Origin of the sequence: Nonomuraea terrae (assembly GCF_004348995.1) — a bacterium.
Taxonomy (GTDB): domain Bacteria; phylum Actinomycetota; class Actinomycetes; order Streptosporangiales; family Streptosporangiaceae; genus Nonomuraea; species Nonomuraea terrae.
The window spans coordinates 1-11384 of record NZ_SMKQ01000263.1; the positions used below are offsets into that span (position 1 = coordinate 1).

At 72.4% G+C, this 11384-nt stretch carries 13 protein-coding genes; 10 read left to right on the forward strand and 3 right to left on the reverse strand.

Features of this window, described 5'->3' with window-relative positions; genetic code table 11:
* A partial coding sequence (locus E1286_RS42490) for a DUF1015 family protein (RefSeq protein ID WP_132622306.1) occupies positions 1 to 360 on the reverse strand: 360 nt, incomplete at its 3' end.
* 164 nt (positions 361 to 524) lie between these two features.
* On the opposite strand from E1286_RS42490, the gene E1286_RS42495 reads away from it, so the two are divergent.
* Positions 525 to 902: a tetratricopeptide repeat protein gene (locus E1286_RS42495; protein WP_397051456.1), complete on the forward strand. Its 378-nt coding sequence runs from the start codon at positions 525 to 527 to the stop codon at positions 900 to 902.
* Positions 903 to 989: 87 nt separating this feature from the next.
* Here E1286_RS42495 and E1286_RS42500 read toward each other — a convergent pair whose 3' ends face one another.
* A complete protein-coding gene (locus E1286_RS42500; RefSeq protein WP_132622308.1) occupies positions 990 to 1430 on the reverse strand; it encodes a TipAS antibiotic-recognition domain-containing protein in 441 nt (146 codons plus the stop codon).
* 80 nt (positions 1431 to 1510) lie between these two features.
* Between E1286_RS42500 and E1286_RS42505 the strand changes: the two genes are divergently transcribed.
* A complete protein-coding gene (locus E1286_RS42505) occupies positions 1511 to 2482 on the forward strand; it encodes an HAD-IIA family hydrolase (protein WP_132622310.1) in 972 nt (323 codons plus the stop codon).
* A gap of 84 nt (positions 2483 to 2566) precedes the next feature.
* Here the strand turns inward: E1286_RS42505 and E1286_RS42510 are convergent, their stop codons facing one another.
* Positions 2567 to 2914: an SCP2 sterol-binding domain-containing protein gene (locus E1286_RS42510; protein WP_132622312.1), complete on the reverse strand. Its 348-nt coding sequence runs from the start codon at positions 2912 to 2914 to the stop codon at positions 2567 to 2569.
* A gap of 125 nt (positions 2915 to 3039) precedes the next feature.
* Here E1286_RS42510 and E1286_RS42515 point away from each other — a divergent pair, with 125 nt between their 5' ends.
* The 8 genes from E1286_RS42515 to murJ form a co-directional block, all read left to right on the forward strand.
* Positions 3040 to 3255, forward strand: a complete 216-nt coding sequence (locus tag E1286_RS42515) for a hypothetical protein (RefSeq protein ID WP_132622314.1) — start codon at positions 3040 to 3042, stop codon at positions 3253 to 3255.
* Positions 3252 to 4064, forward strand: a complete 813-nt coding sequence (locus E1286_RS42520) for a TlyA family RNA methyltransferase (RefSeq protein WP_132622316.1) — start codon at positions 3252 to 3254, stop codon at positions 4062 to 4064. Before E1286_RS42515 ends, E1286_RS42520 begins: the two co-directional genes overlap by 4 nt.
* The gene (locus tag E1286_RS42525; protein ID WP_132622318.1) at positions 4061 to 4960 is read left to right on the forward strand and encodes an NAD kinase; all 900 of its coding nucleotides are present in this window, start codon (positions 4061 to 4063) and stop codon (positions 4958 to 4960) included. Before E1286_RS42520 ends, E1286_RS42525 begins: the two co-directional genes overlap by 4 nt.
* 90 nt (positions 4961 to 5050) lie before the next feature.
* Entirely contained in the window at positions 5051 to 6760 is a 1710-nt protein-coding gene (recN, locus tag E1286_RS42530; protein WP_132622320.1) for a DNA repair protein RecN, read from the forward strand.
* Between the two features lie 74 nt (positions 6761 to 6834).
* The gene (gene steA, locus E1286_RS42535) at positions 6835 to 8031 is read left to right on the forward strand and encodes a putative cytokinetic ring protein SteA (protein ID WP_132622322.1); all 1197 of its coding nucleotides are present in this window, start codon (positions 6835 to 6837) and stop codon (positions 8029 to 8031) included.
* On the forward strand, positions 8028 to 9008 hold the full coding sequence (locus E1286_RS42540) for a copper transporter (protein ID WP_132622324.1): 981 nt from the start codon (positions 8028 to 8030) through the stop codon (positions 9006 to 9008). Before steA ends, E1286_RS42540 begins: the two co-directional genes overlap by 4 nt.
* Position 9009: 1 nt before the next feature.
* Positions 9010 to 9873 carry a hypothetical protein gene (locus E1286_RS42545; protein WP_132622326.1) on the forward strand — a complete coding sequence of 288 codons (864 nt, stop codon included), beginning with the start codon at positions 9010 to 9012 and terminating at the stop codon, positions 9871 to 9873.
* Positions 9874 to 9949: 76 nt separating this feature from the next.
* Positions 9950 to 11384 (forward strand): murein biosynthesis integral membrane protein MurJ (gene murJ / locus E1286_RS42550; RefSeq protein ID WP_132622328.1); only part of this gene is annotated, 1435 nt, incomplete at its 3' end.

Sequence of the window (11384 nt, forward strand, 5' to 3'; positions counted from 1 at the left end):
GTCTACGTCTTGTCCGGCCTCCGGGTGTTCGTCCCGTGCGGCTTCCCCCCTCGCGTCCCGTGCGGGTTCCGCATGTGCGTCCTGTGCGGCTTCCCCCTGCGCGTGCTGTTCCGGGTGCGCTTCCGGGGATGCGGGACGCGCTGGGTCGTCGGAGGCCTCTTGAGGGGAGCGGGGAAGGATGAGGCGGACGACATTGTTCGGGTGGGAGTCGAGGAGGACCTCTACGTCGGCGTCCGAAATCAGGTCGTACGGCGGGGAGGTCACCTTGGCGGGATCTTCGACAGCGAAACGCACGCCTCGGAAGGGCCGTAGCACCAGTCCATCCGGCACCGGCAGTTCAGGAGTCCCCATACCGGGCATGCTCCCATAAGTGCTTGTGTCTTCCGGAAGTCGCCCCGTGGTTGTGGTCGCAGTCGTGCCGTCCCGGCAGTCAGGGCGGGGCGGGGGTCGCCGTAGCAGCGATGAAGGAGTCCTCCCACATGTGTCAAGATCAAAACGTTCACGGTGAAAGCTCGGGCGCTCCCATGGGCGGCGTTTACGACTGGTACCAGCGTGGGGTCAAGTTGCTCCAAGAAGGCAGTCCGGCCGCCGCGGCGGCTCTGCTCGAACGCGCCGCGGCGGCCGAGCCCGAATCCCGGAGCATCCTGGAGGCGCTGGCCAGGGCCCAGTTCAACTCCCGGCAGTACGCGGAGGCCGCGGCCAGCTTCCGGCAGATCGTGGACTTCAATCCGGCCGAGGACTATGCCTACTTCGGATTGGGATTGTCGTTGTGGCGCACGGGAGACGTGGAAGGGGCCCAGGAGCCTCTCGCCATCGCCGTGGCCATGCGCCCGGACGAACGCCATTACGTGTCGGCGTTGCGGAGCGTTCGCGCCACATTGCGCGCGCGCCGGGAGATGTGAAGGTGGCCCCTGAGACATGACATGCGGGTTCACCACAGGGGCACCCGCTCCGCCCGGCGAGGCGGAACGGAGAAAGCCTGTGGGAAGTCAGCCCTGGTGACGGACGGCGTTGGCGATGATGGCGGAGCGGAAATACTCGGCCAGTCCCGCAGCCGTCGCGTCGATGGAGGCGGTGAAGCGGGGATCGGTGACGTACATCTCACCGAGGCCGCGGTGGATCTCGTACGTGCACTCGTAGCACCAGCGCGTGATGTGGGCGCGGTGCTCCTCCGCCAGGTCCATGGCCTGCCCGCCGTCGGCGGGCAGCCCCGCCCGCATCGCCTCCGCCATGCGTGCGGAGATGCCGGCCGCGTCCGCCAGGAAGCGCTGCCAGTCCTCCTTCGTGTACGACGCCGTGCGCCGCGCCGAGTCGGTCCACGCCTGGGTGCCGCCCCAGCGCCGCTCCGCCTCCGCCGCGTGCTCGTCCGGGTCGAAGCCGCCGAACAGTTCCGCGCGCTCCTCGGCCGACAGGTTGACGTGTGCAGACATGACCGGATCCTTCCTGTAGGTGGGTACGACGGCGACGCTAAAGTCTCACGCGGCGTGAGAGTCAACCGGGAAGAGGGACTGTGCTGATCGACGGCTACGACACCCTGCTGCTCGACCTCGACGGCGTGGTCTATCTGGGCAGCCATGCGGTGCCCGGTGCCCCGGCCGCGCTGGAGGAGGCCCGCCGGCGCGGGGCGCGGCTGGCGTACGTGACGAACAACGCCTCCCGCACGCCGGCGGCCATCGCCGCGCACCTGCGGGAGCTCGGCGCGCCCGCGACCGCCGCCGACGTGGTGACCTCCGCGCAGGCCGCCGCCCGGCTGGTGGCCGAGCGGGTTGCGCCCGGCGCGAACGTGCTCGTGGTCGGCGGGTCGGGGCTGCGGCTGGCGGTACGCGACCTGGGGCTGCGTCCGGTGTCCACGGCCGCCGAGTCGCCTGTGGCGGTGGTGCAGGGGTTCGCGCCGGGGTTGGCGTACGGGCTGCTGGCCGAGGGGGCGCTGGCGGTACGGCACGGGGCGCTGTTCGTGGCCGCGAACCGCGACAGCACGCTGCCGACCGGGCGGGGGATTCTGCCGGGTAACGGGGCCTTGGTCAGCGTGATCGCCGTGGCCACCGGCGTCGAACCGGTCTACGCCGGCAAGCCCGACCCGCCGCTGCACCGCGAGTCGATGATCCGCACGGGCGCGCGCCGGCCGCTGGTCGTGGGCGACCGGCTGGACACCGACATCGAAGGGGCCTTCAACGCGGGCGTCGAGAGCCTGCTGGTGCTGACCGGGGTGGCGACGGCGACCGACGTGTTGACGGCGGAGCCCCACCACCGGCCGACGTACATCGGGGAGGACCTGGGGGCGCTGCTCCTGCCGTATCCGGAGGTCCGCGACGGCGTCTGCGGCGGATGGCGGGCCGGCTGGAAGGACGGGACGCTGCGGCTCGACGGCGACGGCAGCCGGATCGACGGGTTGAGGGCGGCCTGCGACGCCGCCTGGACGGCGGCCGGTGAGGGACGTATCGAGGGGGACGCGGTCAAGCCGGTGCTCGACCGGATCGGGTGATCTTCGCACGGCCCTCCGGCCGGCCGGGGTGGAGGAGGGGAGGACGCCTTTCGCTGAAGAAGGTTCGCCCGTCGCTGAAGAACGTCAGATGAGCCGGCGCAGGCGCATCAGATCGCCGAAGCTCGCGTCGACCTTCACCCGCCCTCCGAGCAGCGCGCGTGCCAGGTCCAGCTCCCCGTCGACCAGCGCGATCAGGTCGTCGCTCAGGATCGTGAGTTTGACGTCGGCGGCCTTGCCGTCCGGCGGCGACTGCTCCGAGAACGGGTCGAGCCCTCCGTGGTGCAGCCGGCCGTAGAAGGTCACGTCGAGGTCGGACACCCGGCAGCTGACCGTGCGCTCGACCACGTGCTTGGCACGATCCTCATGGTCGATCTCGTCGAATTGGGCGACGAGCTTGACCAGTGCCGCCCGGCACTCCTCGACGCTTGCCATTTGCGTATCCTTTCTTCCCTTTGCGGAGGGTAGCGTTCCACATGAGTAGCACCCCCGTATGACCTCCAACGCGTGACACGCCTGCCGAGGTCCCGGGTGCTCGCGGGAGGCGTTACGGTCGAGTCATGAGTGAGCTGCCCGAGGAGACCGCGGACGCGCGGGTCGACGCCATCGTCGCCGGCCTGGCCCGGCTGGGCGAGCTGCCCGTGAGCGAGCACGTGGCCGTCTTCGAGGAGGCGTTCTCCGGGCTGGAGAGCACGCTCGCTGCAGTGGACGACGCGCAGGGCGAGCATACGACGGCGGCGCGGGTAACGGACGCGGGGGTCCCGGAGCGCCCGTGAGCCGCAGGATCCGTCTCGACAGTGAGCTCGTGCGCCGCGGCCTGGCCCGGTCGCGCGAGCAGGCCGCCCAGCTCATCGAGGCCGGGCGGGTCAGCGTGGGCGGCCAGCGGGCCCGCAAGCCCGCCACCCAGGTCGACACCGCCTCCGCCATCGTCGTGGCCGCCTCCGACGACGGCCCCGACTACGTCTCGCGCGGGGCGCACAAGCTGCTCGGCGCGCTGGAGGCGTTCACGAGTCTGTCGGTGGAGGGCCGCCGCTGCCTCGACGCGGGCGCCTCCACCGGTGGCTTCACCGACGTGCTGCTGCGCCGAGGGGCCGGCCACGTGCTGGCCGTCGACGTCGGCTACGGCCAGCTCGCCTGGTCGTTGCGCAACGACGAGCGGGTGACCGTGATGGAGCGCGTCAACGTGCGCGACCTCACCCCCGACATGGTCGGCGAGCCGCCCACGCTGGTCGTGGGCGACCTGTCGTTCATCTCTCTGCGGCTGGTGCTGCCCGCGCTTGCCGCGGTCGCGGCGCCGAGAGCCGACTTCGTGATGCTGGTGAAGCCGCAGTTCGAGGTGGGCAAGGACCTCGTCGGGGCGGGCGGCGTCGTCCGCGATCCCGAGCTGCGGGCACGGTCGGTGCGCGACGCCGCGGCCAAGGCCGTCGAGCAGGGGCTGACCGTGCGCGGCGTCACCGCGAGCCCGCTGCCCGGGCCGTCGGGAAATGTCGAATACCTGCTGTGGCTCGGCAAGGGTGACGGCGAGCCACCGGTCGCCGACCTCGATGCCGAGATCCAGCGGGCCGTCGCGGAAGGGCCGCAATGAAACGCACCGTGCTGGTCGCCGTGCACACCGGGCGCGCCGCCGCCGTCGACAGCGCCCGGCTGGTCATCGACCGGCTGGTCAAGGCGGGCATCGCCGTCAGGGTGCTCGACACCGAGGCCGCCGAGATCGGCTGCCCGGAGGCCGAGGCCGTCCCGGCCGACGCGAGTGCGGCCAAGGACGCCGAGGTCATGTTCGTGCTCGGCGGCGACGGGTCGTTGCTGCGCGCGGCCGAGCTCGCCAGAGCGACGGGCACGCCGCTGCTGGGCGTCAACCTCGGCCACGTCGGCTTCCTGGCCGAGGCCGAGGTGGCCGACCTGGCCGCGGCCGTCGACAACGTCGTGGCGGGCCGCTACGACGTCGAGGAGCGCATGACGGTCGACGTCATCGCCCGGCACAACGGCAGGGTGCTGGCCGACACGTGGGCGCTCAACGAGGTCACCGTGGAGAAGCAGGGGCGCATGCTGGAGGTGGTCGCCGAGATCGACGGGCGGCCGCTGTCCCGCTGGGGCTGTGACGGCGTGATATGCGCCACTCCGACGGGCTCGACCGCGTACGCGTTCTCCGCCGGCGGCCCGGTCGTGTGGCCCGAGGTGGAAGCGCTGCTGATGGTGCCCATCAGCGCGCACGCGCTGTTCGACCGGCCGATGGTGGTCTCGCCGTGCTCCACGCTGGCCGTCGAGATCCTGCCGGACACGCCGCGCGGCGTTCTGTGGTGCGACGGGCGCCGCAGGTTCGAGCTTCCGCCGGGCTCCAGGGTCGAGGTGCGCAGGGGCGCCGAGCCCGTCCGCCTGGCCCGTCTGCACGGAGTGGAGAGCACGGGCGCGCCGTTCACCGACCGGCTGGTCGCCAAGTTCGAGCTACCTGTTCAGGGCTGGCGCGGAAGGGCGCGACCCTGAGTGAATGGACAGGAGAGCGCGTAGGATCACGTGGGCATGGCGGGCCGCGCGGGCAGCGGCGTCAGACACGGCAGTGAACGGGAGTGGGCAGTGCGACCAAGGGTCGAGGAGGTCCGCATCCAGGGGCTCGGCGTCATCGACGAGGCCGTGCTCGAGCTATCCCCGGGCTTCAACGTGGTCACCGGCGAGACCGGCGCGGGCAAGACGATGGTCGTCACCGGGCTCGGCCTGCTGTTCGGTGGCCGGGCCGATCCCTCGCGCATCCGCCCGGGAGCCGACCGGGCGAGCGTCGAGGGCACCCTCGTCATCGAGGCCGGCGGTCGCGTCGCCCAGCAGGTCGAGGACATCGGCGGCGAGATCGAGGACGGCGAGCTGATCATCTCACGCACCGTCTCCGCCGAGGGCAGGTCCCGGGCGTGGCTGGGCGGGAGATCGGTGCCCGTCGGCACGCTGACGTACCTCGCCGACGACCTGGTCGCCGTGCACGGGCAGATGGACCAGCAGCGGCTGCTGCAGCCGGCCAGGCAGCGCGCCGCGCTCGACCGCTATGCCGGCAACGCGCTGGTCAAGCCGCTGCGGGCCTACACGCAGGCGTACAAACGGCACAAGCAGGTCGCCGCGCTGCTGGAGGAGCTGACCACCCGGGCCAGGGAGCGGACGCAGGAGGCCGACATGCTCCGCTTCGGCCTGGAGGAGATCGAGAAGGTCGACCCCAAGGCGGGCGAGGACACCGAGCTGCGAGCCGAGGAAGAACGTCTCTCACACGCCGACGCGCTGCGCAACGCCGCGACGAGCGCGCACACCGCGCTGCTCGGCGACCCGATGGAGGCCGCGAGCGGCCCTCACGACGTCGTCTCGCTGCTGGGGGAGGCGCGGGCCGCGGTGGAGGCCGTACGCGACTTCGACGCTCAGCTCGCCGGGGTGGCCGACCGGCTGGCCGAGGCCGGCTACCTGATCTCCGACGTGGCCACCGACCTGGCGGCGTACGCCGAGTCCGTCGAGGCCGATCCCGCCCGGCTGGCGGCCGTGCAGGAGCGCAGGTCGGTGCTGTCGGGCCTGACCCGAAAGTACGGCGAGGACACCGCGGCCGTCCTGACGTGGGCGCAGCAGGCGGCGGCCCGGCTGATCGAGCTCGAAGGCGACGACGAGCGCATCGAGGAGCTGGCCCGCGAGTACGAAGAGCTGACGGCCCGGCTCACCGAGCTGGCCGCCGAGCTGACGAAGGTGCGCCAGGCCGCCGCCGAGCGGTTCGGCCGCGCCGTCACCGAGGAGCTGACCGCGCTCGCCATGCCCCACGCCCGGGTCGTCGTCCAGCTGAGCCAGAGCGAGGACTTCGGGCCGGAGGGCCGCGACGAGGTGGAGCTGCGCATGGCCGCCCATCCCGCCGCGCCGCCGCTGCCGCTCAACAAGGGCGCCTCCGGTGGCGAGCTGAGCCGCGTGATGCTCGCGATCGAGGTGGTCTTCGCCGGCGCCGATCCCGTGCCGACGTTCGTGTTCGACGAAGTGGACGCCGGCGTCGGCGGTAAGGCGGCGGTCGAGATCGGGCGCCGGCTCGCCCGGCTGGCCCGCACCGCGCAGGTGATCGTGGTCACCCACCTGCCGCAGGTGGCGGCCTTCGCCGACCAGCATCTCGTGGTCGAGAAGGCGAGCGACGGCAGCGTCGTGCGCAGCGGCGTCGTCACGCTCAACCACGAGGGTCGCGTACGCGAGCTGTCGCGCATGCTCGCCGGACTCGAGGACTCCGAACTGGGCCGGGCGCACGCCGAGGAGCTGCTGGGACTGGCGGCAGCCGACAGGTGATTGCGGGTGACATAGTGGACACGCCGCGTAATGCGTGGCCTGCGCGCCGTTTGGCTCTGGCAGGATGGTCGTTGATGAAGGTTCCCGGAAGCAAGATGCCGGGCCTCCGTGGGCGGAAGGTCGGTGACCTTCCCGGTATAACGGCAGTGGCGAGAATCGACCGGCGCACCAAGAGGCTGACAAAACGCCTCCAGCCCGGAGAAATAGCGATTATCGACCATGTTGACGTTGACCGGGTCAGCGCGGAGGCTCTTGTCGCATGCGGAGCCGCGGCGGTGGTCAACGTCGCCGCGGGCATCAGCGGGCGCTACCCCAATCTGGGGCCGCAGATCCTGATCGAAGCCGGCGTACCGTTCGTCGACCACGCCACCCCGGAGCTCTTCGAACGCGTCAAGGACGGCGACGTCGTGCGCGTCTGCGACGGCGTCGTCCACCTCGACGACGAGGTGGTCGGCAAGGGCGTCGAGCAGACGCCCGAGACCGTCGATGCCGCCATGGCCGAGGCGCGCGCCGGGCTCGCGGTGCAGATCGAGGCCTTCGCCGTCAACACGATGGAATACGTCCGCGGCGAGGGCAAGCTCCTCATCGACGGAGTCGGCGTCCCCGAGATCCGCACCTCCATGGAGGGCCGGCACGTCCTCATCGTGGTGCGCGGATACCACTACAAAGAAGACATCGCCACCCTGCGCCCCTACATCCGCGAATACCGTCCCGTCCTGGTGGGCGTCGACGGAGGGGCCGACGCCCTGCTGGAGGCGGGTTACCTGCCCGACGTCATCGTCGGCGACTTCGACTCCGTCTCCACCAAGGCCCTGACCTGCGGCGCCGAGCTGGTCGTGCACGCCTACCGCGACGGCAGGGCGCCCGGGCTCGAACGCGTCCACCAGCTCGGCCGCGAAGCGGTGATCTTCCCCGCCACCGGCACCAGCGAGGACATCGCCATGCTCCTCGCCGACGACAAGGGCGCCGAGCTGATCGTCGCCGTCGGCACCCACGGCACCCTGGAGGAGTTCCTCGACAAGGGCCGCGCCGGCATGGCGAGCACCTTCCTCACCCGGCTGATCATCGGCAGCAAGCTCATCGACGCCAAGGGCGTGAGCAGGCTCTACCGCAGCCGCATCACCACCTCGCAGCTGCTCCTGCTGGTGATCACCGCGCTGATCACCATGGGCGTCGCGCTCTCCCTGTCGCCGCTCGGCCAGACCTGGCTGAACGGCCTGCAGGACGTCTGGAACGCGTTCATCTTCTGGCTGGTCGGACTCTTCTCGTGATCGATTTTCGTTACCACCTCGTCTCCATCGTCGCCATCTTCCTGGCCCTGGCGGTGGGCATCGTGCTGGGCACCACGCTCCTGGAGGAGCCCGCGGTCAGGTCCGCCCAGGAGATGACCGCGCAGCTCACCAAGACCAAGGAGGAGCTGCGCGTGGAGATCGACACGCTGCAGGGCCGCCAGGCGGGCAACGACGCGTTCATCGACTCCGCGACGCCCGAGCTCGTCGCGGGCGACCTGACCGGCCAGCGGGTGCTGCTCATCGAGACGCCGGGCTCCAGCACCGCCGTACGCGAGTCGGCCGAGAAGGTGCTCGACCAGGCGGGCGCCGAGATCTCCGGGCGCGTCACGCTGACCGAGAAGTTCCTCGACCCCAAGGGCGTGGGCGTGCTCGACGGCCTGGTCAACCAGCTCAAGCCGGTCAACATGATCTTCCCGCCCACGGGCACCAGCTGGGGGCGCGCGTCCACGCTGCTCGCCTCCGCGCTCGTCACGACCGACCCGGCGCAGGCCGGCACGCCCAACGCCGCTGCCGGCGACGTGCTCAGCACGTTCGAGGCGGGCGGCCTGCTCAGCGTCGAGGGCGATGCGGACCAGCGGGCCACGCTCGCGGTGATGCTCGCGCCCGAGCGGCCGTACGAGGGGGAGAGCGCCGAGGTGCAGGCGGGCGCCCTCGTCGCGGTCGCCGACGGCTTCGACGCGGCCGGGCGCGGCACGGTGCTGGCGGGCATCGTGCCGCCCGTCGCCATGCCCGGCGACGTGATCAGCGCCCTGCGCGACGAAGGCGAGGTCTCCAAGCGCGTGTCCACGGTCGACATCGTCGACATGCCGCTGGGCCGCGTCGTCATGGTCTCCTCTCTGCGGGAGCAGCTGAGCGGTCGCGCCGGCCAGTACGGCGTGGGCCCGGGAGCCTCGGCGCCCATGCCGCCGCCGGCGACCCCGTCTCCGTCCCCCACCACCAGTGACTCCGGGAGCTGACATGCCTGCCAGCCGGGCCCGTGGCCTCCTCTACGCCCTCGCCGGCGCCGCCATCGGCGCCGTCGCCGCCCGCGCGGCCTACGCCGGGTTCACCCGTAACCGGCAGGCCGATCTGAGCAGCCGCTGGACGCGGAAGAACCACCGCGGCGAGCCCCTCACCCTGCTGGAGGGGCCGGCGTTCGTCGCCGGATCCGGCGCCGCCGCCGCGCTCGCGCCGGGCCTGCCCGGTCGCGTACGCGCCGCCGCGCTGCTCGCCGGGGCCGGCAGCGGCGCGCTCGGCGCCTACGACGACCTCTACGGCACCACCGACTCCAAGGGCTTCAAGGGCCACCTGAGCGCGCTCGCCCGCGGCGAGGTCACCAGCGGCGCCGTCAAGATCCTCGGCATCGGCGCCACAGGCCTCCTGTCGGCCGCGCTGGTGTCCAAGGGGCCCGTCGACACTCTGGTCAACGGCGCCACCATCGCGGGTGCCGCCAATCTCGCCAACCTCTTCGACCTGCGTCCCGGCCGCGCCATCAAGGTGGCTCTGCTCACCGGCGGGCCGCTGCTGGCCGCCTCGGTCCTGCGCGGCTCGCCCGCCGCCGCGGCGCTGGCCGCCGTCCCGCTGGGCGCCGCCGCCGCGCTGCTGCCCGACGACCTCGGCGAGCGCGCGATGCTCGGCGACGCCGGCGCCAACTCCCTCGGCGCGCTGCTCGGGCTGGCCGCGGTGACCAGGCTCGGCAGACCCGGCCGGTACGCCGTGCTCGGCACCGTCGTGGCGCTGACCGCCGCCGCCGAGAAGATCAGCTTCACCAAGGTCATCGCCGGCAACCCCGTGCTCGACCGGATCGACATGCTCGGCCGCCGCCCGGCCGACCCTGTGTGACCCGCCGGCCGCGATTGTCGGCCCGGCCTGCCAGGATGTCTGCGTCAGCGTACGTCGGCGGCTTTCTGGAGGCCCGATGGGAGTGGTGACCGCGCGGGGCGTCGCGGGTGGGGCGATGCTCATCGGGGCGATCACCATCCTCGCGCGCGTCGCCGGCTTCGCCAAGCAGTACGCCTTCGCCCAGACCGTCGGCACCAACTGCCTGGCCACGGCCTACATGACGGCCAACCAGATCCCCAACATCGTCTTCGAGGTGGTCGCCGGGGGCGCGCTGGCGGGGATGGTCGTGCCCGTGCTCGCCGGGGCGGCCGACGAGGGCGCGCGTGAGCGGGCCGGCCGGATCGGCTCGGCGCTGCTCACCTGGGTGGTCGTCGTGCTCGTGCCGCTGGGCGTGCTCGTCGCGGTGCTCGCCGGGCCGGTCACCGGGCTGCTCTTCGGCTCGGGCGTGGAAGGTTGCGACCCCGCCCCGATGAGCGCCGTCGCCACCCGCATGCTCGTCGTCTTCGCCCCCCAGATCCCTCTGTACGGCGTCGCCGTGGTGCTCTACGGCGTGCTGCAGTCGCACAAGCGCTTCGCCGGGCCGGCGGTCGCGCCCCTGGTGTCGAGCATCGTGGTCATCGTCGCCTACCTGGTGTTCGTGCCCCTCAGCGACGGGCTGAGCGTGCCCACCCGGGAGCTGCGTCCCGCCGAGCTGGCGTTGTCGGTCGGCACGAGCCTGGGCGTGCTCTCCCTGGTGCTGGCCGTGCTCGGGCCCGTCGGGCGGCTGGGGCTGCGGTGGCGGCCCACCCTGCGTTTCCCCGACGGGGTGGCGGTCCAGGTGCGCAGGCTCGCGCTGGCGGGCGTGTCGGCGCTGCTGGCCCAGCAGGCGGCCATGGTCGTGGTGGTGCTGCTGGCCAACCAGGCGATCGGCAGCGGCGCCCTCGCGGCCTACAACTACGCGTGGGCGATCTACCTGGTGCCGTACGCGGTGCTGGCCGTGCCGATCGCCACCAGCGCCTTTCCCCGGCTGTCCGCGCAGGTGGGGGAGCCCGCGGCGTTCTCGGCGCTCGCGGCGCGCACGACCCGGGCCGTGGTGCTGGTGTCGGGCCTCTCCGCTGGGGTGCTGGCGGCCGCGTCCGGGCCTGGCGCGGTGGTGTTCCTGGCGGGCAAGAGCGACGTGCCGGCGGGTGAGCTGGCGGCGGCGATCGCGCTGTTCGCCCCTGGGCTGCTCGGCTACGGGCTCATCGCCCACCTCAGCCGGGTGCTGTACGCCGCCGGGCGGGGGCGGGCCGTCGCCACCGGGACCGTCGCCGGGTGGATCGTCGTGATGGTCGCGCAGACGGTGTTCGTGCTGGTGCTGCCCGACGAGTGGGAGATCGGCGGGATGGCGCTCGGGATGAGCGTCGGCATGAGCGTGGGTGGTGCGCTGCTGCTCGGGTCCGTGGTGCGGGCCCGGGGGCGCGCGGCCGTGGCCGGGCTGCCGCGGGCCGTGGGCGCTTGCGCCGCCGGGGGGCTGCTGGGCTATCTGGCGG

Coding starts and splice junctions, on each gene's coding strand:
- E1286_RS42515 (WP_132622314.1), top strand. CDS start 3,040: ATGAGTGAGCTGCCCGAGGAGACCGCGGACGCGCGGGTCGACGCCATC.
- E1286_RS42545 (WP_132622326.1), top strand. CDS start 9,010: ATGCCTGCCAGCCGGGCCCGTGGCCTCCTCTACGCCCTCGCCGGCGCC.
- steA (WP_132622322.1), top strand. CDS start 6,835: ATGAAGGTTCCCGGAAGCAAGATGCCGGGCCTCCGTGGGCGGAAGGTC.
- E1286_RS42500 (WP_132622308.1), bottom strand. CDS start 1,430: ATGTCTGCACACGTCAACCTGTCGGCCGAGGAGCGCGCGGAACTGTTC.
- E1286_RS42525 (WP_132622318.1), top strand. CDS start 4,061: ATGAAACGCACCGTGCTGGTCGCCGTGCACACCGGGCGCGCCGCCGCC.
- E1286_RS42495 (WP_397051456.1), top strand. CDS start 525: ATGGGCGGCGTTTACGACTGGTACCAGCGTGGGGTCAAGTTGCTCCAA.
- E1286_RS42510 (WP_132622312.1), bottom strand. CDS start 2,914: ATGGCAAGCGTCGAGGAGTGCCGGGCGGCACTGGTCAAGCTCGTCGCC.